General features: G+C 60.1%; 16 protein-coding genes. 9 read left to right on the top strand and 7 right to left on the bottom strand.

What is annotated here, in order from left to right:
• Nucleotides 1-38 precede the first annotated feature (38 nt).
• The 5 genes from GXM22_RS12090 to GXM22_RS12070 all read left to right on the top strand — a co-directional run bounded on the left by GXM22_RS12090 (nucleotide 39) and on the right by GXM22_RS12070 (nucleotide 6,782).
• Nucleotides 39-1,088 carry a pyridoxal phosphate-dependent aminotransferase gene (locus tag GXM22_RS12090; RefSeq protein ID WP_005934981.1) on the top strand — a complete coding sequence of 350 codons (1,050 nt, stop codon included), beginning with the start codon at nucleotides 39-41 and terminating at the stop codon, nucleotides 1,086-1,088.
• Nucleotides 1,085-2,587 (top strand): cobyric acid synthase, encoded by a 1,503-nt coding sequence (locus tag GXM22_RS12085; RefSeq protein WP_005934979.1) that lies wholly within the window; start codon nucleotides 1,085-1,087, stop codon nucleotides 2,585-2,587. Before GXM22_RS12090 ends, GXM22_RS12085 begins: the two co-directional genes overlap by 4 nt.
• Nucleotides 2,584-3,255, top strand: a complete 672-nt coding sequence (locus tag GXM22_RS12080; protein WP_005934978.1) for a precorrin-8X methylmutase — start codon at nucleotides 2,584-2,586, stop codon at nucleotides 3,253-3,255. Before GXM22_RS12085 ends, GXM22_RS12080 begins: the two co-directional genes overlap by 4 nt.
• 123 nt (nucleotides 3,256-3,378) lie before the next feature.
• A complete protein-coding gene (locus GXM22_RS12075; RefSeq protein ID WP_050762815.1) occupies nucleotides 3,379-4,749 on the top strand; it encodes an MATE family efflux transporter in 1,371 nt (456 codons plus the stop codon).
• A gap of 185 nt (nucleotides 4,750-4,934) precedes the next feature.
• Nucleotides 4,935-6,782, top strand: a complete 1,848-nt coding sequence (locus GXM22_RS12070; RefSeq protein ID WP_005934974.1) for an HD-GYP domain-containing protein — start codon at nucleotides 4,935-4,937, stop codon at nucleotides 6,780-6,782.
• Between the two features lie 143 nt (nucleotides 6,783-6,925).
• Here GXM22_RS12070 and pflA read toward each other — a convergent pair whose 3' ends face one another.
• The 7 genes from pflA to GXM22_RS12035 form a co-directional block, all read right to left on the bottom strand.
• Entirely contained in the window at nucleotides 6,926-7,681 is a 756-nt protein-coding gene (pflA, locus tag GXM22_RS12065) for a pyruvate formate-lyase-activating protein (RefSeq protein WP_005934972.1), read from the bottom strand.
• A complete protein-coding gene (gene pflB, locus GXM22_RS12060; protein ID WP_035394757.1) occupies nucleotides 7,668-9,920 on the bottom strand; it encodes a formate C-acetyltransferase in 2,253 nt (750 codons plus the stop codon). Before pflB ends, pflA begins: the two co-directional genes overlap by 14 nt.
• Before the next feature lie 634 nt (nucleotides 9,921-10,554).
• Nucleotides 10,555-11,007, bottom strand: coding sequence for a hypothetical protein (locus GXM22_RS12055; RefSeq protein WP_050762814.1), 453 nt, complete (start codon nucleotides 11,005-11,007; stop codon nucleotides 10,555-10,557).
• Nucleotides 11,008-11,097: 90 nt separating this feature from the next.
• Nucleotides 11,098-12,123 (bottom strand): lysylphosphatidylglycerol synthase transmembrane domain-containing protein, encoded by a 1,026-nt coding sequence (locus tag GXM22_RS12050; protein WP_005934962.1) that lies wholly within the window; start codon nucleotides 12,121-12,123, stop codon nucleotides 11,098-11,100.
• 304 nt (nucleotides 12,124-12,427) lie between these two features.
• On the bottom strand, nucleotides 12,428-14,029 hold the full coding sequence (locus GXM22_RS12045; RefSeq protein ID WP_005934961.1) for a glycosyltransferase: 1,602 nt from the start codon (nucleotides 14,027-14,029) through the stop codon (nucleotides 12,428-12,430).
• Between the two features lie 22 nt (nucleotides 14,030-14,051).
• On the bottom strand, nucleotides 14,052-14,879 hold the full coding sequence (locus tag GXM22_RS12040) for a hypothetical protein (protein WP_005934960.1): 828 nt from the start codon (nucleotides 14,877-14,879) through the stop codon (nucleotides 14,052-14,054).
• 60 nt (nucleotides 14,880-14,939) lie between these two features.
• A complete protein-coding gene (locus GXM22_RS12035; RefSeq protein ID WP_005934959.1) occupies nucleotides 14,940-16,100 on the bottom strand; it encodes an acyltransferase family protein in 1,161 nt (386 codons plus the stop codon).
• 376 nt (nucleotides 16,101-16,476) lie between these two features.
• Here GXM22_RS12035 and GXM22_RS12030 point away from each other — a divergent pair, with 376 nt between their 5' ends.
• The 4 genes from GXM22_RS12030 (at nucleotide 16,477) to GXM22_RS12015 (ending at nucleotide 21,116) form a co-directional block, all read left to right on the top strand.
• Nucleotides 16,477-17,985 carry a class I adenylate-forming enzyme family protein gene (locus GXM22_RS12030; protein ID WP_005934957.1) on the top strand — a complete coding sequence of 503 codons (1,509 nt, stop codon included), beginning with the start codon at nucleotides 16,477-16,479 and terminating at the stop codon, nucleotides 17,983-17,985.
• Between the two features lie 29 nt (nucleotides 17,986-18,014).
• Nucleotides 18,015-19,487, top strand: a complete 1,473-nt coding sequence (locus GXM22_RS12025) for a class I adenylate-forming enzyme family protein (RefSeq protein WP_005934956.1) — start codon at nucleotides 18,015-18,017, stop codon at nucleotides 19,485-19,487.
• A 182-nt stretch (nucleotides 19,488-19,669) separates the two neighbouring features.
• Nucleotides 19,670-19,912 carry an acyl carrier protein gene (locus GXM22_RS12020; protein WP_005934955.1) on the top strand — a complete coding sequence of 81 codons (243 nt, stop codon included), beginning with the start codon at nucleotides 19,670-19,672 and terminating at the stop codon, nucleotides 19,910-19,912.
• Nucleotides 19,913-19,919: 7 nt separating this feature from the next.
• Nucleotides 19,920-21,116 (top strand): hypothetical protein, encoded by a 1,197-nt coding sequence (locus tag GXM22_RS12015; protein WP_005934954.1) that lies wholly within the window; start codon nucleotides 19,920-19,922, stop codon nucleotides 21,114-21,116.
• The last annotated feature ends 47 nt before the right edge of the window (nucleotides 21,117-21,163 follow it).

Here is a 21,163-nt window from a genome sequence, read left to right as displayed (position 1 = left end):
GCTGGGATCCAGAACCATCCAGGAAAAGGAGAACGAACATGCAACTAGTACATGGCGGCGATTGGGCCGGTTACCGGGCCGAGTTCGGGCGGGATGCGCTGGATTTTTCGGCCAACGTCAGCCCGCTGGGCCTGCCGGAAGGGGTGGCCCGGGCCATCACGGCGGCATTGCCCACGGCCGACCGCTACCCCGACCCCCTGTGCCGGGAGCTGCGGGCAAAGCTGGCGCTCCATGAGGGCGTGCCGGCGGAGCAGATCCTCTGCGGCAATGGGGCGGCAGACCTTATCTTCCGGCTGGTCTGGGCCAAAAAGCCCCGCCGGGCGCTGGTCACCGCACCCACCTTTGCGGAGTATGCCACTGCTTTGGAAAGTGTCGGCTGCACGGTGGAACGCTTCTTTTTGCGGGAGCAGGAGGACTTTGCAGTCACGGATGCGTTCTGTGCGGCCATCCGCCCGGGGGTGGATATGGTGTTCCTCTGCCAGCCCAACAATCCCACCGGCCAGCTGACGGCCCTGCCGCTGATGGAGCAGATCCTCCGCCGCTGCGCGGCGTGTGGAACCCTGCTGGTGGTGGACGAATGCTTCCTTGATTTCCTGCCCGACCATGCCCTGCACACGGCAAAAGGCCTGCTGGGGGAGGGAAATCTGGTCATCCTGAAAGCCTTCACCAAGCTCTACGGCATGGCGGGCGTGCGGCTGGGCTATGCCCTGAGTGCCGATACAGCGCTGCTGGAACAGATGCAGGCCTGTGGCCAGCCTTGGGGCGTGTCCAGTCTGGCGCAGGCGGCGGGCCTTGCCGCGCTGGAGGAGACAGCGTATGTGGAAAAGGTCCGGGCCCTCATTGCCGAACAGCGGCCCCGCCTGACGGCCGGGCTGCGGGCGCTGGGCCTGCGGGTGCTGGACGGCAGGGCGAATTACCTGCTGTTTCAGGCCCCGGAGACGCTGGGAGAAGCCCTGCGGCAAAGGGGTGCTGTGCTGCGCAGCTGTGCGAACTACCCCGGGCTGGGCTCCGGCTGGTACCGCACTGCCGTGCGCACCGGGCCTGAAAACGAACAACTTTTGAAACTTCTTGCGGAGGTGCTGGAATGAGCAAGGCAAAGTGCATCATGGTGCAGGGAACCATGAGCGGTGCAGGCAAAAGCCTGCTGTGCGCCGCCCTCTGCCGCATTTTTGCGCAGGACGGTTACCGCGTGGCTCCCTTCAAGAGCCAGAACATGGCGCTGAACAGCTTTGTCACCCGGGATGGGCTGGAAATGGGCCGGGCACAGGTGGTGCAGGCGCAGGCCGCAGGCATCGAGCCGGATGTGCGGATGAACCCCATCCTGCTCAAGCCCAGCAGTGACGTGGGCAGTCAAGTCATCGTGAACGGCGAGGTGCGGGGCCAGATGCCCGCCGCCGCCTACTTCAAAATGAAAAGAGCGCTCATCCCGGAGATCCTCTCGGCCTACAACAGTCTGGCCGAAACTGTGGATATCATCGTCATTGAGGGGGCCGGAAGCCCGGCGGAGATCAACCTGAAGGCAGACGATATCGTCAACATGGGCCTTGCCCGGCTGGTGGATGCCCCCGTTCTGCTGGCGGGAGACATCGACCGGGGCGGTGTGTTCGCCCAGCTGTACGGCACGGTGGCGCTGCTGGAGCCGGAGGAGCGCGCCCGCATCAAGGGGCTGCTCATCAATAAATTCCGCGGCGATGTGGAGATCCTGCGCCCCGGCCTTGCTATGCTGGAAGAAAAAACGCAGCTGCCGGTGCTGGGGGTCGTGCCCTACCTGAAGGTGGACATTGAGGACGAGGATTCCCTTTCCACCCGGCTGGATGCGGGCAGAACGGTCCACCCGCTGGATGCGGCCATCCTCCGCCTGCCGCACATCTCCAACTTTACCGATTTCATGCCGCTGGAGCAGCACCCGCTGCTGGGCGTGCGGTATGTGCAGAATACCCGCCAGCTGGGCACACCGGATCTCGTCATCCTGCCCGGCACCAAGAACACAGTGGATGACCTGCTCTGGCTGCGGCAGTCCGGGCTGGAAGCAGCCCTGTTGAAGCTGGCGGCCAACGGCACGCCGGTGCTGGGGGTCTGCGGCGGGTATCAGATGCTGGGCGAGACGCTGGCCGACCCTGAGGGCACGGAGAGCGGTACGGCGCAGACCGTGCGGGGGCTGGGGCTGCTGCCCACCCGCACGGTCTTTACCGGCCAGAAGCACCGCACCCAGGACACTGCCGCCGTGACCGCAGCTCCCTTTGGGGGCGCGGCCCTGACCGGATATCAGATCCACACCGGCCGCACCGAGGTGCAGGGTGTGCCCTTCTGCACACTGGCAGACGGCACACCCGAGGGCTGCGTGCAGGACAATGTGTTCGGCACCTACCTGCACGGTCTGTTTGATACCGGGGAGCTCACCGAGAAGCTGGTGGACCTGCTCTGCCGGCGCAAGGGCATTGCGCCGGACAGCGCGGCCCTCATCCCGATGGAGCAGTACCGCCAGCAGCAGTTTGACCTGCTGGCCGATGGCGTGCGCGGCGCGCTGGATCTGGATGCCGTTTACGCGGCCATGGGGTTGGAGAACCCGCGGAGGAATGCACAATGATCCCACAACATCATCTGCCCGCCGACATTGAGCGGACAAGCCTTTCCATCATCACGGCAGAGCTGGAAGCGTTGGGTCTGACCCCGCCGCCCGAGACTGCCGCTGTGGTCAAGCGGGTCATCCACACCACCGCCGACTTTGACTATGCGAAAAATCTGCGCTTTACGCCGGGGGCTGTGGCAGCAGGTGTGGCCGCTCTGCGGGCCGGGACTCCCATCATCACCGACACCAACATGGCGCTTTCGGGCATTTCCAAGCCTGCCCTTGCCCGGCTGGGCGGCAGTGCCCTCTGCTATATGGCGGACCCCGAGGTGGCGCGGATCGCAGCCGAGACCGGAACCACCCGGGCAGTGGCCTCCATGCACCGCGCGGCGCAGGAGCACCCCGGGGCCATTCTTGCAGTGGGCAATGCCCCTACCGCCCTGCTGACCATTGTGGAGGAGATCGAGGCCGGGCTGCGGCCTGCCCTGGTCATTGCCGTGCCGGTGGGCTTTGTGAATGTGGTGGAAAGCAAGGAAGCGCTGTTTGCCGCCTGTGCCGCCAACGGCGTGCCTGCCATCGCGGCCATGGGCCGCAAAGGCGGAAGCACCGTGGCCGCCGCAGTCTGCAACGCCCTGGTCTACTCCGCTGCCGAGATGCTGGACCCAGCGGCAAGAGGGTGGAAATAGGGCGAAACCGGTAAAAACGCCCCTTTTTACGCTTTTGCTTGACTTTTTGGCAGAAACAAGGTATCGTTTAACTGTATGACGATTGATCTATGCGTTGAAGCTTTGCGTGAAAAAGGAAACATTATGGCACAGACGATTTTAGAAGAAAAGAAAAAATCACGGCTAATGACAGAGGGCAGCATCTGGAAGAGCATTCTGCTCTTCTCGGTGCCGCTGATCCTGGGCAACATGCTGCAGCAGCTGTACAACACCGCCGATTCCATCATCGTGGGCAACTTTGTGGGCAGCAACGCGCTGGCAGCCGTCGGCTCCAGCGGCTCGCCCATCTTCCTGCTCATCGGGTTCAGCCAGGGTATTGCCGTGGGTGCCGGTGTCGTGGTGTCCCAGTTTCTGGGAGCCAAGGACAGCGAGGGCGCGCACACTGCGGTGCACACCTCGCTGGCCCTTTCGGCCATTCTGGGTGCGATCCTGACCGTGTGCGGCATTGCCGTCAGCCGTGCCCTGCTCACCGCCATGAACACCCCCGCAGAGGTGCTGGAGGATGCGGTGCTCTATATGCGGCTCTATTTTGGTGGTGTGCTGTTCAGCGTGGTGTATAACATGGCGGCCGGTATCCTGAACGCCGCCGGCAACTCCAAGCGGAGCCTGCTTTACCTGGGCGTTGCCTCCATCACCAACATCGTCCTCGACCTTGTCCTGATCGCCGGATGCAAGATGGGCGTGGCCGGTGCGGCCATTGCCACCGATATCAGCCAGCTGGTGTCCTGTGTGCTCTCCCTGCGGTTTCTGATGCGGGTGGAGGACGATTACCGCGTGACGGCAAAGGAAGTGCGCGTGCACAAAAAGATGGCGGTCCGCATCATCAAGGTGGGCCTGCCCACCGGCATCCAGAACATGGTCATCTCCCTTTCCAATGTGCTGGTGCAGGTCAGCGTCAACGGCTATGGTGCCGCTGCCATGGCAGGCTTTGCCGCCTATATGAAGGTGGATGGCTTCAACATTCTGCCTGTGCTGAGCTTCAGCATGGCGGCCACCACCTTTGTGGGCCAGAACTTTGGTGCGGGCAAGATCGACCGTGTCAAAAAGGGCACCTTTGTCACCCTGGGCATGTGCATCGTTTACACCATCCTGACCGGTATCCTGCTGCTCGTCTTCCAGGATTCCATCATGCACCTGTTCACCGGCGATGAAACGGTCATTGCCTACGGCAAGATCTGTATGCTCTATTTCTGCCCCTTCTACTGGATGCTGGGCATCCTGCAGGGCCTTGCCGGTACGGTGCGCGGCACCGGCAAGAGCGTGCCGCCCATGGTGGTGCTGCTGATCTCCCTGTGCCTGTTCCGTATTGTCTGGATCCAGTTTGCCCTGCCCCTGTTTGCAGGCATTGAGGGTGTGCTGTTGGTCTACCCGGTGTCCTGGGCTGTGGGTGCAGTGTTGATGGTGCTCTACGCCTGGAAGGGCAAATGGATGCAGCTGCCGGAAGCAATTTCGTAAATCAAGCGCACCCGATCCCCCGGTAAAAGCGCATTTTATACAAAAAGTGACGTATGAATGCGTAAAAATATTCGGGGGGGGGGGCTAAAAATCTGCGAAAATCAGTTGATTTCTGCCGAAAAATGCCGTATACTGAATTATAGTTTCAAATCGAACGACGGACTTCGACAAAAGGGGCTGATAAGATGGAGTGCACACAGGCAGAGGCCTTTGAACAGTATATTCGGGATCTGCGCGTTGTGCGCTCGATCTCCCGGCCCAGCTTTCCGGAGGGCAAAGCTCCCACTGCCGTGCTGGAAGAGATCCAGACCAATGCGCTGAGATGCAACGCCCTGATGCGGCAGAATGAGGCACTGCTGGCGCAGTTTGTCTACGACCGTGACCCTGCCTCCCTGACCGAAGAGGATATCCAGGGACTGAGTGCCTTTGCAGGCAGGCTGTTCAACTACGCGAACAGCGAGGATATGGGCGTGGCGTTCAAGGTGCATCAGCTGCTGCTGGCAGCGGCCCGCAGCCGGGAAGACGTGCCCATGATCGTCAGGGAGCTGTACTACACAGGCATCACCCTGCATTATATGAACGTCCGGGATGAGGGAACTGGCATCAACCTGTTGGGAGATGCGATCCAGGTCTATTTTACGGAAGCTGCTGAATACATGTCACGGTATGAACAGCTGGACAGGAATACCCGGCAGTATCTCATCCGCTGTGTGGGCAACACCCGGCTGGGGATGTCCCGCGGCACCCATGCGGAAAGCTGCCGGTATCTGGAGCGGTTCCGCCGCGCAATGGATATCATCCAGTCTGCACATTACCATGCGCTGGACCCGGAGTTCCCCTGGGAAAGCTACATCTATTCCATGCACATGGACCGCATGACCCTGCTGACCCATCTGCGGCAGGAGGAGGATCCCGAGGTGGCGCGGCAGGTGCTGGAATCGGCGGAATACATCTGGGGGCACAAGAAGAAGTACAAGGGTCAGGATGCGCGCCTGCAGAACTGGCGGGTGCCCTATTTTTACGCCGCTGCCCGCTACCATGCCGGGGTGGGCAGCCTGGAAGACGTGGTCAAGATCCTTCTGGAATCGGCGGGAAGCGTGGCGCAGGATGATTATTCTGCCGAGGCCATCAACCGGAAGCTGGTTCTGGCGGCCTATCTCTCGGTCTATGCAGAACGTCTGGACGAGGCGGGAGCACAGAGGTATCGTGCAACCGTGGAGCAGGTACGCCGTTCTGCGGATCAGTATCTGGAACAGATGCCGGCCAGCCAGTATCCCCGTGTGGTAAACTCTGCCGCTTGGGAGTTGAGCAAGATCAGCACCAGCTCAGATGAAACGGCGAACCGCCGGATGCTGGGCAGCATTCTGGCTGGGCACAAGCCGACCTATGTCCACTCGCTGATGGTGGCAGAGCTGACCCGTGCCCTGCTGCAGCGGCAAATCGAGACAAGGCCCGAAACACTGGTTGGCCTGCTGGGCTGCAGGAGCGCGGCCGAGGTGCAGGTCCGGCGGGAAGAGCTCTGCCAGACGGCCTATGAGTGCGGCCTGTACCACGACCTTGGCAAGTGTGCCGTTCTGATGTACATCGACAACAACGCCCGCCGCCTGCTGGATGAGGAGTTTTTCTGCATCCAGAGCCACCCAAGGACCGGCGCTGACATTCTGAATAGAATGGGCTGCGGAAGAACGCTGGCCCTGGCGGCGCTCTATCACCACTGCTATTACAACGGCAAGGGCGGATATCCCAATGATGTACCCTCCTGCCCGCCGGAGATCAAGGGAATCGTGGATGCGCTGAGCGTGGCGGATTCGCTGGATGCCGCCACCGATAATATCGGTCGGTGCTACAACCTTGCCAAGCCCTTCCGCACGCTGCTGGAAGAGCTGCGGGCCCAGAGCGGCACCCGCTATGCGCCCAATGTGGTCGCCCTGTTCGAGGATGAGCGTTTCTGCCAGCAGCTGGCAGAGAACACGGATGACGAGCGCAAAAGGGTGTATCTGCAGGTGTATCACGCCGGAAGGGAAGAAAAATAAATATCATAAGCAAAAGGAGCCTCTTGGGCTCACATCCCCTGTCTCTACAGGGAAATAGGTGTGAGTGCCAAAAGGCTCCTTTTCTTTTGCTCTTATGATATTAGATGCAAAAAGCTTTGTCAAGCACCGGCGGCTGCATCGCTTCAGCCGGGGTACTTAGCCACTTCCAGCAGTTCCTCCGCCCGGCGGACCTGTTCCGCCGTGGGGGGAACAGCATCGGGCAGGGGATAGGAGATGCCCAGCTTCTGCCACTTGAACAGCCCCAGCGTGTGGTAGGGGAGCACCTCCACCCGCTGCACCGTTTTCAGGCTGCGGATGAAATCTGCGGTCCTGCGCAGGCCCTCCTCGTTATCGGTGAGGCCGGGCACCAGCACATGCCGGATCCAGAGCGGAACGCCCAGATCGGAAATATGCCGTGCCATGGCTAAGATGTTGGCATTGTCCCTGCCGGTAAGCTGACGGTGCTTCTCCGGGTCGATCTCCTTGAGATCCAGGATCACCAGACTGGTGGAAGCCATCAGGGTATCGAAGGCGGCCAGGTAGGCGGGGTCATCGGGCTGGAACGGCTGACCGGCCGTGTCCAGCGCGGTGTGTACCCCCTTGGCGCGCGCCAGCTGGAAGAATTTTATCAAGAAGTCCATCTGCCGCAGCGGCTCGCCGCCGCTGACGGTGATGCCGCCCTTCTTGCCCCAGTAATTGCGGTAGCGCCAGACGTGCTGGAACAGCTTCTCCGGAGACCATTCCGTGCCGCCCTCAGCGCTCCACGTTTCGGGGTTGTGGCAGTATTTGCAGCGCAGGGCACAACCCTGCAGAAAGACAACGAACCTGACACCCGGCCCGTCCACCGAGCCGAAGCTTTCCAGCGAGTGGACGAGACCGACAGGATCACAGTGCGGCATGGCAGGTGCGGGAGATCACGTCCATCTGCTGCTCGCGGGTCAGGTCGATGAACTTGACCGCATAGCCGGAGACGCGGATGGTGAAGTTGGCGTATTCTTCCTTTTCGGGGTGCTCCATGGCATCCAGCAGCTTCTCCTTGCCGAACACGTTCACGTTCAGGTGGTGTGCACCCTGATCGAAGTAGCCGTCCATCACCTGCACCAGGTTCTCCTTGCGCTCCTCCTCGCTGTGGCCCAGAGCCTCGGGGTTGATGGTCTGGGTGTTGGAGATGCCGTCCAGAGCCCAGTGGTAGGGCAGCTTGGCAACAGAGTTCAGGGAAGCCAGCAGGCCGTTCTGCTCCGCACCGTAGCTGGGGTTTGCACCGGGTGCAAAGGGGGTAAAGGCGGCACGGCCATCGGGCAGAGCACCGGTGTACTTGCCGTACACCACGTTGGAGGTGATGGTCAGGATGGAGGTGGTAGCCTCGGAGTTGCGGTAGGTGTGGCGCTTCTTGATCATCTCCAGGAAGGTGCGCAGCAGCCAAACGCCGATCTCATCGGCACGGTCGTCATCGTTGCCGTACTTGGGGAAGTCGCCCTCCACCTCATAGCCGGTGGCCAGGCCGGTTTCATCGCGCACGACCTTGACCTTGGCGTACTTGATGGCGCTCAGGGAGTCGATGACGTGGGAGAAGCCTGCAATGCCGGTGGCAAAGGTGCGGCGCACATCGGTGTCGATCAGGGCCATCTCAGCTTCCTCGTAGTAGTACTTGTCATGCATATACTGGATCAGGTTCAGCACGTTGACGTACAGGCCGGCCAGCCAGTCCAGCATCTGGACATACTTGGGCAGGACCTCGTCATAGTTCAGGTACTCGCTGGTGATGGGAGCGTAGTTGGGGCCGCACTGCTCGTGGCTCTTCTCGTCCACGCCGCCGTTGATGGCGTACAGCAGGCACTTTGCCAGGTTGGCGCGGGCACCAAAGAACTGCATCTCCTTGCCGGTCTGGGTGGCAGACACGCAGCAGCAGATGGAGTAATCATCGCCCCAAACGGGCTTCATCACATCATCGTTCTCGTACTGGACAGAGCTGGTGTTGATGGACACCTTGGCAGCGTACTTCTTGAAGTTCTCGGGCAGGGCAGAGGAGTACAGAACGGTCAGGTTCGGCTCCGGTGCGGGGCCCATGTTCTCCAGAGTGTGCAGGAAGCGGTAGCAGTTCTTGGTGACCATGCTGCGGCCGTCCATGCCGATGCCGCCCACTTCCAGGGTGGCCCACACGGGGTCGCCGGAGAACAGCTGGTTGTAGCTGGGGATGCGGGCAAACTTGACCATGCGGAACTTCATCACCATGTGGTCGATCAGCTCCTGGGCCTGGCTCTCGGTCAGGGTGCCGTTCTCCAGATCGCGCTGGATGTAGATATCCAGGAAGGTGGAGATACGGCCCACGCTCATGGCAGCGCCGTTCTGGGTCTTGATGGCGGCCAGGTAGCCGAAGTACAGCCACTGGCAGGCTTCCTTGGCGTTCTTAGCGGGCTGGGAGATATCGCAGCCGTAGGCCTCGGCCATCTTCTTCATGCCCTTCAGGGCGTTGATCTGGCGTGCGATCTCCTCGCGCAGGCGGATCACGTCATCGGTCATGGTGCCGTCGCCGCAGTTGGCGAAATCTTCCTGCTTGAACTTGATCAGGGCATCGATGCCGTACAGGGCCACGCGGCGGTAGTCGCCCACGATGCGGCCGCGGCCGTAGGTGTCGGGCAGGCCGGTGATGATGTGGGTGTGGCGGGCAGCCTTCATCTCAGGGGTGTAGGCATCGAACACAGCCTGATTGTGGGTGCGGGTATAGTCGGTAAAGATCTTGTGCAGCTCCTCGCTGGGCTGATAGCCGTAGGTGGTGCAGGCCTGCTCTGCCATCTTGATGCCGCCGTAGGGCATGAATGCACGCTTCAGGGGCTTGTCGGTCTGCAGGCCGACGATCTGCTCCAGATCCTTCAGGGTCTCGTCGATATAGCCGGGGCCGTAAGCGGTCAAGCTGCTGACGACTTCGGTCTCCATGTCCAGCACGCCGCCCTTGGCGCGCTCTTCCTTCTGCAGCTTCTGCAGGGCACCCCACAGCTTATTGGTGGCTTCGGTGGGACCGGCCAGAAAGCTCTCGTCACCATCGTAGGGGGTGTAGTTCTTCTGGATGAAGTCGCGGACATTGACTTCCTCTTTCCAGATGCGGCCCTCAAAGCCTTCCCACTGTTCAAAATTGATCATTGGAACCTCCTTGCTCCATTCCATGCGCGGGTTAGCGCATTCTAACTGTTGAGCCTTTGAAAAACCGCACTGTATAGGCGGCTTTCTGGGGGCGAAACGGTCTTGAACTGCCGTCTGCGGCAGTTCTAACTACAAGGTGTAGACAAAAATGAAAACCTGCCCACAAAATCTTGCGTTACTATAATAACAAGAACCACTTTAAAAAGCAATAGAAAACAAGTGGGTTTTCTTCCAAAGCAAGGGGGATTCTTTGGGCAGAATGTAGAAAAAAAGCTGAAACCCCGGCGACACACACCTTTTTCGCGGAAAATTGCAAATTGAGGGTTGACAAGACTAACCATCTATGGTATTCTGTTCTCGCAGCGGTGGTTAGCTAATCCTAACCACGATGCACCAAAAAACGGAGCGTCTGCAAGCGCTCCGTTCCATTCCTCCATTCCATACTCTCTTTTTCTTGGCAGGATGCAGCATTCTGGTTTGCTCTGCATCCGCTGCGCGGCACACAGGGCTCTGGTACGGCACTGTGCGCAGATGAAAACAAAAACGGGACACTCAGCTTGACCACCTGAGTGCCCCGATTTTTGTTTTGTCCCGGTCGTTGATCAGCCGCATCCCGGGGAGCGGGCAACATTCTTTACACCACCGCATCCCGCAGCAGCTGGTAGATCGCCTCCGCGTTTCCATCGGGGGAGCGGAGGAAGACGAATTTTCCGTTTACCTGGCAGACCCCGTCTGAATAGACGGTGAAAAGCAGGTTTTGGCTGGCATCGTCTGCAAAGCGCAGGGTGATGGAATGCGCTTCGTAGTCGTGGGAGTAGGAGCGGGCATTCTGGCTGAATTTTTGGTAGCAGCTCGCGTTTTGCAGGATCTCGAAAAATGCCTGATAGGTGTCATCGCTAGCAGAATAGGCGCGGGTGGTGACCACAGCGGGGCTCAGGCTGACGGTATCCTCCACACTGACGGAGACGGAAGTGCTTTTATTGATGTCAGTTTTCAGGTCAACGCGGCGGTTGGAAATGAACAACAGCACGAACAACACGACCCAGAGGGCCATGATGGCATAAAAACGGAGACTTTTGTTTTCCATAAGGCGTTCTCCTTTGGCGGGCCGCACAGCTGGGCGGCCAGAGATCTTCAAAGAGTACGCTTTCATTATAGTGCCGGAATGCGCAGGATGTCAACTGTTCTCCAGATGCTTCTGCGCCGCAAAAGTGCCTGCGGCGCTGGCGGCAAACACAAAATAGTAGCTTGCGATGCGGAAGAGCATCAGGGTGCTCATGGCCTCGCCGCTGGTCATAAAGCTGCTGAACACCAGCAGAAAGGCTGTTTCAATGGAGCCCATGCCTGCCACATTGGGCAGGGCGTTGGAAAGGAAGAGCATCAGGCTGGTGAGCAGCTGTACCTGCCAGAAGCTCAGCCCGCAGGAAAGCCCCATGAACCGGATGCAGAACCACGGCAGAGTGAACATCAGAAACAGCTTGAGGGTCTGCACGGCAAGGATACGGGCACAGCGGCCCTTGTCGGCCAGCAGGAGGCGGCTCTCGGTGGCCAGAGTGTCCAGCTGCTCCAGCCACTTTTCCCGGCGGGTCTGCCACGGTTCTGTTTTGGGCAGAAAGCCCATGGCCCAGCGGGCCAGCCGCTGCACCAGCGGCGAGACACAGAGCAGCACCAGCGTCACGATGACCAGCGCCACTACGCAGTAGGCGGCTGGCAGATAGTGCATCACGCCGGAGGTGTTGGCGGCGAGCCAACGGTGCTGTAGCAGGAGCATCACAGTGGCATAGAGCAGAACGGTGGTCTTGTGGAATACATATTGCAGGGTCATCAGGCCCACACCGGGGCCCAGCGGCAGGCCGCAGTGGTAGAGATAGTAGGACTCCATGGGCACAGCCCCGGCACCCAGGCCGACCACGTTGCCAAAGATGCCCACAAAGGCGGCATCCAAGCCGCGCCGCAGGGTGAAGCCCGGCAGGCGGCAGCGGATGATGAGCCAGCAGACGATTCCCTCAAGCAGGGGGTATGTCAGGCCGATGGCCAGCACCAGCAGCACCTGCCAGAAGGAGAGCTGGGCCAGCGCGGTCGAGATCTCGGCCCAGTGGCTGCTGAAGATGAAAACCACAACGCAGGTCAGCGCCAGCAGCACCAGCAGAGAAAGGATCGCCTTTTTGCGGGAGGGCTGCTGGGGGGTGTTGGTCTGTTCCATGGGACAAGGCTCCTTTCACGATACTGCTTGCAGTATAACACAGCGGAACCTTGTTTTTGTGAACTGAAACAAAATTTTTCTCGTCACTTTGTGTGATATGATAAAAAAAGAACCTCTCAGGCTTACTTCGTTCGCCAGGTTCGGGTTGCGGCTCCCAGCATCCACTTCGTGTTGGAAACAACACTTGTGTCTTGCTGGCCGCGGCCCCAACAGCAACGCCCTTTATCCGCCACTGGCGGCGGTTGTTGCTGTTGCCCCTATGAGGAAAAGTGGCATTGCGAAGCAATGACGGAGAGGTTTTGTGTTACTTTTTCGCTGTCAGATCTTCCACAGCAGCCCGGAGCGTCTGCTCAAAAGCCTCCTTGGAATAATACTGCTCGTACATTTTGCGGCATTCTGTCCGCATGGAGGCCAGTTCTTCCGGGTGTTCAATGGCGTGCTCCAGCAGGACAGCCAGCTGCTGCGGGTCGTCGTCGTGGTAAACGAAGCCGTTCTGCCCCTCGGAGATGAGCCCGGCGGTGCCGGTGTGCTCCGATACGATGGATGGCTTGCCGAAGATCAGACCCTCGGTGACAAAGGTGGGCATGGGATCATCGCGGGAAGCACAGACCAAACCGGTGCACTGCTCCATCAGGCTCTTGATCTCGTCACGGGTGAGCCGCTTGCAGTAGTACACGTTTTCCGGGTAGTCTGCGGTCAGGGCGCGGACGGAGTCCATCATCTCCTTGTCAGCGGCCTGGCCCACAAAGAGGAAGGCGGCCTTCTCCCGTACCTCGGGCGGCAGCAGGCGGATGGCCTTGCAGAAGATATCGTGGCCCTTGCGGCGCTCAAAGGAGCCCACCGTGGCAAACAGCGGGCGGCCGTGGTTGTAGCCCAGATCGGTGCGGACAAAGTTCTCTGCCGCGTAATCAGGCAGGCCGTAGATGAGCGGCCGGATCTCGAACTCGGGCCGCACGGCGTGCATGGCGTTGGCGGCGTGGCTGCCCACCGAGTAGACCCGGACATTCTCTCCCAGCTGGGTGGGGATCTGGTGGGCAATGTGGGGATAGCCTGCAAAGGCATCGTGGAGCCACCACAGCACCGGCACGGCGGTGCCGCTCAGGGCACGGACAGCCCGGGCCATGACCACCGTGTTGGCGATGACGAAGTCGGCACAGAGAGCCATGCCCCAGGCATCGGAGACATTGCGGCAGGACGACCGGGTGATGACCGAGGCCCCGGCATCCAGGAAGAGATGCAGGGAGCCGCCATCACTGGGGCCCAGCACAAGTACCTCATACCCCATGCTGCGCAGCACCGGCACGGCACTCACCAGCACGATGGGCGCACCGGTCATATCCAGCACATGGCTCATAATAAAGGCACGTTTGCCATGGGCCGAAAACGCATCCTCGGCGCAGATGCCGCGCTCGTAGTGGAGCAGGGCCTGCTGAATGAGAGTGGGCTTAGTGCAGAGCTGCGCGGCCAGCGCCAGCAGCTCGGGCACATTTTCGGGGTCATGGGCGGCGGCGCGGCAGCGCTCCAGCAGGGTGCGGCTGACCACGGCGCAGCGGTTCTGCGCCTGCAGCGGCTGGCTCTGATAGAGGGCAGTCGCCCCGCCAAAGCCGAACACAGCGTTGCAGACGACGTAATCCGCCCCATCCTGCAGGGCTTTGGCAAAGTACATCAGGGCGGTGGACATCAGCTCCACGTCCTCGGCGGCCAGAAGCACGCCGTCCACGCTTGCGGTCAGCTCCCCGCCCAGCCGGTCCACCAACCGGAACTTGCGGTGGAGCTGGTCAGTCAGGGTGGCTTTCAGGGCCGTGCTGCGGACCGGTGCGTAGACCAGCAGATAGGTGCTCTGGGTGTTGCTGTACTCCTGCAGGGCCAGCTGACGCTGCTGCAGGGGGGTGTAATTGTTATACATGGCTGTTCCTCCGTTCCGCTTCTCAGTTTCCACGGTGGAACAGGCGCATCAGGCTGCGGATGGGAGCAGTGAGCTTCCAGCTTTTACTGGAAAACACGCTTTCCAGCGAGGTCTCGTAGGCAGTGCTCCGGGCCTGCAGATCGGCGTTTTTCTGGTGCAGCTGTGCGATCTCCTGCTGCAGGGCGGCCACCGTCTGCTGCTGGGCCGCGGCATTCTGCTCCAGCTGCTGGATATGCTGCTTTTCGCAGTCCTTGCGCAGCTGGAGCTGCTGCACGCCCTGCAGCACGGCGCAGAACAAAGGCTCGTCCGTCAGGGTCTCCAGCGGGAAGTAGCCATAGCTCACCACCAGCTTCATCCCGGCGGGGTAGTGGGTGGTGCCCTCCAGCCGGTAGTTGGGGTCATCGCCCAGGAACAGGGTGCTTCCACCGGAAAGGTTCAGGCCGTTGGTGGGCACGCAGATGATGCGGTCGTCTGAAAAGATCAGGTTGGTGATGCAGCAGGGCAGCTCACCCGGGTCGAACCGCAGGGCCTGCACGGCCACCGGCAGCTCAAAGGTCGCGGTCACAGCACCGGTCAGCTCGTCGGTGGTGCAGTCGGGCGCGGTCAGGGTGTCCTTTTCCGAAAAGCCGAAGCCTGCATCATAATAGAGCAGCGGCTGCAGCAGAGTGGGCGAGTCAGTGTGCATCTCGCGCTGGGGGTGTGCCGCAAGGTAGGACTGCACCTTCTGTTCCAGGGAAAGGCAGCGCTCTGCCAGATGGGAAGCACCTTCGTCCGAAAGCTTGAGCTGCTGTTCCAGCTCGGCGATCTTTTCCTGCAGAGCCGCAGTGTTCTCAGGAGCTGCGTTGTTCATAACCGGATTCTCCTCATAATATTATTTCACTTCAGCAGAGGGTGCACCCTCTGCAAAAAATCAGTGTTTTGCCGCAAAATGACGCTCAGGCGCTTCGGTGCGGGCGCTGCGCCGGCGGGGCGCTTCCGCCGCCTTCTGCTCCCGGCGGGAGGTGAGCCAGAACTTCAGGTCCCGGCGGCGCACCAGCAGTTCGCAGATGAGCAGGGTGGAGCCCAGCGAAAGGGTGAACTGCAGCACCATGCCCAGCACCGGGTGAGCCGCAAACTTCTGGGGCATCAGATACCAGGGAATGGCCGTAAGCTCCACGGTGTGGACGCAGAAGATGAACAGCGAACGGCGGCCAATGGCCTGGATGGCGTGGGTGACAACGTTCTCCACCCTGCGCTGGAACCAGATGACGATGGAAAGGATGCCCAGGCCCGTTACGGCATCCAGCAGGATGCTCACGGGGCCGAGGGTCCACTCGGCCATCGAGACGCAGTCGGTGCTCTTGGTAAGAAGCACCAGTGCGGCCACAGCCAGCGCCGCCGCGATCATCCCGCCGCGCAGACGGGGCGAGAGGGGCTGCTCAAAGATCTTATACTTCTTGGCAAGGTGTCCCACATACAGAGCCGGAACAGTGACCATGCCCTGGCCGATGCAAAAAGGGGCCTCCCAGGTGATGCAGATGCCCCAGCCTAACAGCATGGTACCCAGCACCGCCCAGTTTATGTACTGCTCCGGGAAGATATTCAGGATGAGATCCAGCAGGATCCATGCGATCATCAGCGAGAGCAGATACCACATGGGGCCGCAGGAGAAGAACAGCTGGCCGAAATAGGTGGCCGTGTGGGGCAGGCCCAGTGCAAAGCCGCCCAGCACCTTGTAGGTCTCGTAGGTGGCGTTGTGCAGGCTGCCGAACAGGCTGTAATGGATGATAAAATGGAACACGGTGGTGGCAATGCCTGTATAGATGTAAGGCTTGAACAGCGTTTTGAACTGCTGGTCGATACACTTGCCGATGGAGCGCTTGCGGAAGCCGTAGCCGCTGGCAATGTAAAAGGCCGCCATCAGGGATTCGCGGTAGGCGAACATGCAAAAGGTCAGCGGGTTGATGTGGCTGGCATCGCCCATGGGGTAAAGCTCACCGGTGTGGGCAAAGACGATGGTCAGCATGCCGACACCCTTGAGCAGATCGAACATGCCCAGCGAATTTGCGGCACGGCGTTTGGTTCCCTCCATAAAAAGGTCCTCCTCTGCGCCGCACCCCGCCCCGGGATGGCAGAATTGCCGGATTTTTGGCGCATCATGTTAAAAATTAGAGATATTTATAATAAGTATAATGCTTTTTGCCCTTGCTGTCAATCAAACGCAGGGAGAAAGCACGGTGGGCGGATACCGGGAAAAGTGTACCACACTCACGGCCTGCCCGCAACAAAAGGCAGGATTTACATCCGGGTGCACAGATTGACTGCAAGCTTAGGTTGCATATTTGTGCAATTAAATCTTGCATTTAAGCCCTCTATGCGGTATACTCTAGGCTAGAGTGCCCAGAAGATTCCATTTGGAGGAAACAAAAGGGAATAATTTAACAAAAATAAACAGGGAGTGTAAAATAATGGCAAACAAGGCTTGTAACGAAGTTGTGACCGTGGCAAATATGCCGATGACCGTTTTTGATATGATCTCTGCGATGCAGAATAAGTATGCTGACCGTGTGGCGTTCCGCTATGTGGAGGGCAAGGACACGGTGGTGGAAAAGACCTACGCTCAGTATGTGCAGGATATCCGCAAAGCGACCGGCTACCTGCAGCAGGAGCTGGGCGAGCCCAAGGGCAAGAAGATCGTCATCCTGAGCCGCACCAACTATGAGTATGGCGCGGTCGTTTTCGGCACCATGATGGCAGGCGCTGTCATCGTGACCCTGAACCAGGGCAAGACCTGGGCCGAGCTGGAGTATGAGCTGGGCATGGTGGAGCCGGACCTCATCTTCAATGACGGCATCGATTACGGCTATCGCGCCCAGCTGGAAGCACTTTACGGCGCTCGGCTCCGCCCCATGGATGCCTGGACCGCTGCCCCTGAGGCTGAGATGGTCAACCGCATCGACCACGAGGGTCTGCTGATGCTGATGTTCACTTCCGGCACCACCGGCCGCAGCAAGGGTGTGATGCTGAGCGAGAAGAACTACTTCACCGCCTGCCAGATGTACATCGATGGCCTGAAGTCCGTCCTTGACCATGAGGAGCGGCTGGTACCCCAGTACCTCGACCAGACCTTCAGCCACTTTACGCTGGTGCCCATGTTCCATCTGGCCGGTTTCATCTGCTACTTTGTCTATGGCGTGCAGGGCTGGACCCTGAATCTCTGCTGTGATGCCCGCGACCTGCGCCGGGATATGAGCCTGATGCACAGCGATGCCATGTCTACCCCTCCGGTGCTGGTGGAGATGATTTGCAACGAGGTCAAGCGCGGCCATGCCGACCGCCTGAACGGGCTGTGGAACCTGAGCTGCAGCTCTGCCATCCTCGATCCCGCCATCCTGAGCGATCTGGTGAAGAATGGCTTCTACATCAACCAGTGCTACTCCATGACCGAGCTGGCCGGCTATGGCCTGCTGAACGTGACCCAGGAGGGCGACCACCTGCGTGCCCTGGGCAAGCCGGACGGCTTCTGTGAGGTCAAGGTGGACGAGACCGGCGAGATCTGCGTCCGCGGCGGCTGCGTGATGCTGGGCTACTATAAGGACCCCGAGGCCACTGCCGAGACCATCGACAAGGACGGCTGGCTCCACACCGGCGACCTGGCCCGCGTGGACGAGGAAGGCTACTACTATATGACCGGCCGCAAGAAGAACCTCATCATTCTGGACAGCGGCGAGAACGTCAGCCCCGAGGAGCTGGAAAAGCTGCTGGGCAAGTGCGATGCCATCAAGGAGTGCATCGTCAAGGAGATGGGCAAGAAGATCGGCACCGTGGTCTGCTGTGAGGATGACAGGCAGCAGCAGGTGAAGGCTTTTGTCACCGAGCTGAACCGCACCCTGCCCATGTACAAGCGCATCTCCGTGGTGGAGTGCAGCGCCGAGCCCCTGCCCCGCAACGCGCTGGGCAAGCTGCTGCGCAAGTAAAACCAAACGGGAGAAAAAAGGAGCAGACCATGGTAAACAATGTCTATGATCTTGTTACCCGGACAATGGAGCAGGAATTCCCCGGGCGGGTGGCCTTCCGCTGGGTAGAGGATGCCACCGGCACCGTGAAGGAAAAGACCTATGCCGAGTATGCACAGGATATCCGCCGCGCCGCTGCCTGGTTTGCCCGGAACATCCCGGAGGTGGAGGGCAAGCGGGTGGTCCTGTTGAGCCGGAACTGCTATGAGTACGGCGTGAATACCTTTGGCGCTGTGCTGGCCGGGGCTGTTCTGGTAACGATGAACCAGAAAAAGGCCTGGGATGAGCTGAGCTGGGAGCTGGAGCTGGCAGAGCCTGCCCTCATCCTGAACGATGGGGTGGACTACGGCTGCCGTGACCAGCTGGAGGCTGCGTATGGGGAACGCTTGCGGCCGATGGATGTCTGGAAGGACACCGCGCCCGGCGGGCTGGAAAAGAAGATCGACCCCAATGCCCTGATGGTCATGCTGTTCACCTCCGGCACCACCGGCCGCAGCAAGGCCGTGATGCTGGCAGAGCGGAACTTCTTTACCGTGATGCAGATGCACGTTGCCATGGGCGACCACTTGCTGGACTTCAAGCACCGGCAGCTGCCCGAGGACAAAAACGATGTCCTGAGCAACTTTGCCATCCTGCCCCTGTTCCATCTGGGCACCTTTATCTGCCTGTTCTCCTGGCCCTTCAAGGGCTGGGCCCTGAACCTTTGCAGTGATCTGCGGAATTTCTACCGGGATCTGGGGCTGATGCACAGCGATTCCATTGCCGTGGCCCCGGTGCTGATGGAGAGCATCTACAAGGATGTCAAGCGCGGCCGCGCCGATAAGCTGAACGGCCTGTGGAACCCCTGCGGCAGCTCTGCCATGTTCGACAGCGAGATGCTGCTGGGTCTGGTGGAAAACGGCATGTACATCACCCAGTGCTACGGCATGACCGAGACCTGCGGCGATGGTCTGGTGAACTACGCCCAAGCAGAGCCCCATATCCGGGCGCTGGGCAAGCCGGACAGCCACTGCGAGTACAAGCTGGATGAGACCGGCGAGATCTGCATCCGGGGCGGCTGTGTGATGCTGGGCTACTATAAGGATCCCGAAGCCACCGCCGAGATCATCGACAAAGACGGCTGGCTCCACACCGGCGACCTGGCCCGTGAGGACGAGGACGGCTATTACTACATGGTGGGCCGGAAGAAGAACCTGATCATTCTGGGCACCGGCGAGAACGTCAGTCCCGAGGAGCTGGAAAGAAAGCTCAACGCCTGCCCTGAGGTGCAGGAGTGTGTGGTCAAGGAGATGGGCAAAAAGATCGGCGCGCTGATCTGCTGTGCCGAGGAAAAGCAGGCAGAGGTCCGGGCCTTTATCACTGGGTTGAACCGCACCCTGCCGCTGTACCAGCGGATCACGGCGGTGGAGTTCAGCACCGAGCCCCTGCCCCGCAACGCCATGGGCAAGCTGCTGCGCAGGTAAGCGCGGAAATTGTAAAAAAAGCGCAAAACCGGGCGGCCGGTGTGTTGCATTTCCTCCATAAAACAGGTATTATAAAACACAGGAATGCCCCGCCCGCTGGCTAAACCGGCCCGGCGCGTGGCATACTGAAACTGCGCCCTTGCAGGCGATAAAAAATCCCTCACGGAAAGGAAGATTTTTTGATGGAAAGAGCAGAAATCATGTCTCAGATCCTGGCAATTCTGGAGGATGTGGCAGAGATCTCGCCCGAGGATGTCAACGAAAACAGCGTGATGATGGATGATCTGGATCTGTCCTCTATGGAGATCCTGACCGTCGTGGCCGATCTGGAAGAGACCTTTGGTCTGCGCATCCCCGAAAAGGAGCTGCGCAACTTTGTGACCATCGGCGATCTGGCCGATTATCTGGCCGAGAACGCGGGGTAAATTCCGGATGAATGCAGAGCAGCGTGCGGTGTTTCAGGGCATCGTCTACTACTACCGTGAAAATCAGGTCCTCTGCCGCTATCAGGCCACGCTGAAGGAGGCCGTTGACCCGGCCCTTCTGCAGCAGGCACTGGATGCGGCCCGCCCGCTGGCAGAATATTATTTCTGCCATGTGGTGTGGGAAAAGCGGGAGGCCCGTCTGGAGCCCAACACTGCCCCCTGCCGTGTGCGGCAGGGCAGCACCCAGCCAAAGATCCCCGAGGAGACGAACGATTATCTCTTCTCGCTGGGCTATGAGGGGAACACGGTCTATCTGGACTGGTTCCACTTCCTGGCCGATGGCCGGGGCAGCGCGCCCTTTTTCACCCTGCTGCTCAAGCTCTACTGCAACCTGCGCTCCAACGCCGGTTTTGTGTGCGAGGCCCTTGCCTCTGACCCGCCCTACGATGTGGAACAGCTGCTGGCCTGCTACCCGGAGAGCCAGGTGGCCAACGACATGCAGAAGGACGTGCTGCAGATCCACGAGGGCACGCCCCATTTTCAGCGGCTGCGGCTGGACAGGCAGAGCCTTGTGGATCTGGCGCAGAAGGAGGGCGTGAAGCCCTTCAGCGCCCTCATGGGGCTGACCTGCCAGGCAGCGCAGCGGTATCTGGAAAAGAATGATCTTGTGTACAGCTATGCCGCCGACACCCGCGCGGCGCTGGGGGTGCCGCATGCCTTGTACAACTGCATTGCGTCCTTTCAGCTGTCCCTGCAGCTGGAGCCGCAGGCCCGGCTCCACAGCTTTGCAAGGCGGCTCGACCATGAGATCCGGGAAAGCCTGACCCCGGAGCGCCGCCTGTTCCGCATGGCCGAACAGATGGGCTGGGTGTATCAGGTGTTCCGGCAGAAGGCCGCGCTCAAGATCAAGAAGCGTGTGTTCCAGATGGGCGAGTACATCAGCGGCTTCCCGGCAGATTTCTGGGTCAGTTACATCGGCAGCCCGCTGCTGCCGCACAGCCCGGAGCTGGAAGCGTACCTGACCGATTTCCAGACCTGGGTGCTGCCGGACGGTGCGTCCCTTGCAATGGAGGTCACCAGCCTGCACGGCGTGCTGACCTGCTGCATTGAGAACAAGGTGGACAAGCCCGGCTACCTCGAGGCCCTGCGCGACGTGATGGAGCAGGAGGGCATCAGGGTGCTGGAAGCGGTACATATCTCTTAAAAGAAAATGACCCTTTCCGTCATGCGTCGGCGTGGCGGAAGGGGTCA

Origin of the sequence: Faecalibacterium duncaniae (assembly GCF_010509575.1) — a bacterium.
GTDB classification, from domain to species: Bacteria; Bacillota; Clostridia; order Oscillospirales; family Ruminococcaceae; genus Faecalibacterium; species Faecalibacterium duncaniae.
The sequence above is the reverse complement of the archived record's forward strand: the minus strand, read 5'-3'. Positions and strand labels throughout refer to the sequence as shown.

Coding starts and splice junctions, on each gene's coding strand:
- GXM22_RS12090 (WP_005934981.1), top strand. CDS start 39: ATGCAACTAGTACATGGCGGCGATTGGGCCGGTTACCGGGCCGAGTTC.
- GXM22_RS12085 (WP_005934979.1), top strand. CDS start 1,085: ATGAGCAAGGCAAAGTGCATCATGGTGCAGGGAACCATGAGCGGTGCA.
- GXM22_RS12080 (WP_005934978.1), top strand. CDS start 2,584: ATGATCCCACAACATCATCTGCCCGCCGACATTGAGCGGACAAGCCTT.
- GXM22_RS12075 (WP_050762815.1), top strand. CDS start 3,379: ATGGCACAGACGATTTTAGAAGAAAAGAAAAAATCACGGCTAATGACA.
- GXM22_RS12070 (WP_005934974.1), top strand. CDS start 4,935: ATGGAGTGCACACAGGCAGAGGCCTTTGAACAGTATATTCGGGATCTG.
- pflA (WP_005934972.1), bottom strand. CDS start 7,681: ATGCCGCACTGTGATCCTGTCGGTCTCGTCCACTCGCTGGAAAGCTTC.
- pflB (WP_035394757.1), bottom strand. CDS start 9,920: ATGATCAATTTTGAACAGTGGGAAGGCTTTGAGGGCCGCATCTGGAAA.
- GXM22_RS12055 (WP_050762814.1), bottom strand. CDS start 11,007: ATGGAAAACAAAAGTCTCCGTTTTTATGCCATCATGGCCCTCTGGGTC.
- GXM22_RS12050 (WP_005934962.1), bottom strand. CDS start 12,123: ATGGAACAGACCAACACCCCCCAGCAGCCCTCCCGCAAAAAGGCGATC.
- GXM22_RS12045 (WP_005934961.1), bottom strand. CDS start 14,029: ATGTATAACAATTACACCCCCCTGCAGCAGCGTCAGCTGGCCCTGCAG.
- GXM22_RS12040 (WP_005934960.1), bottom strand. CDS start 14,879: ATGAACAACGCAGCTCCTGAGAACACTGCGGCTCTGCAGGAAAAGATC.
- GXM22_RS12035 (WP_005934959.1), bottom strand. CDS start 16,100: ATGGAGGGAACCAAACGCCGTGCCGCAAATTCGCTGGGCATGTTCGAT.
- GXM22_RS12030 (WP_005934957.1), top strand. CDS start 16,477: ATGGCAAACAAGGCTTGTAACGAAGTTGTGACCGTGGCAAATATGCCG.
- GXM22_RS12025 (WP_005934956.1), top strand. CDS start 18,015: ATGGTAAACAATGTCTATGATCTTGTTACCCGGACAATGGAGCAGGAA.
- GXM22_RS12020 (WP_005934955.1), top strand. CDS start 19,670: ATGGAAAGAGCAGAAATCATGTCTCAGATCCTGGCAATTCTGGAGGAT.
- GXM22_RS12015 (WP_005934954.1), top strand. CDS start 19,920: ATGAATGCAGAGCAGCGTGCGGTGTTTCAGGGCATCGTCTACTACTAC.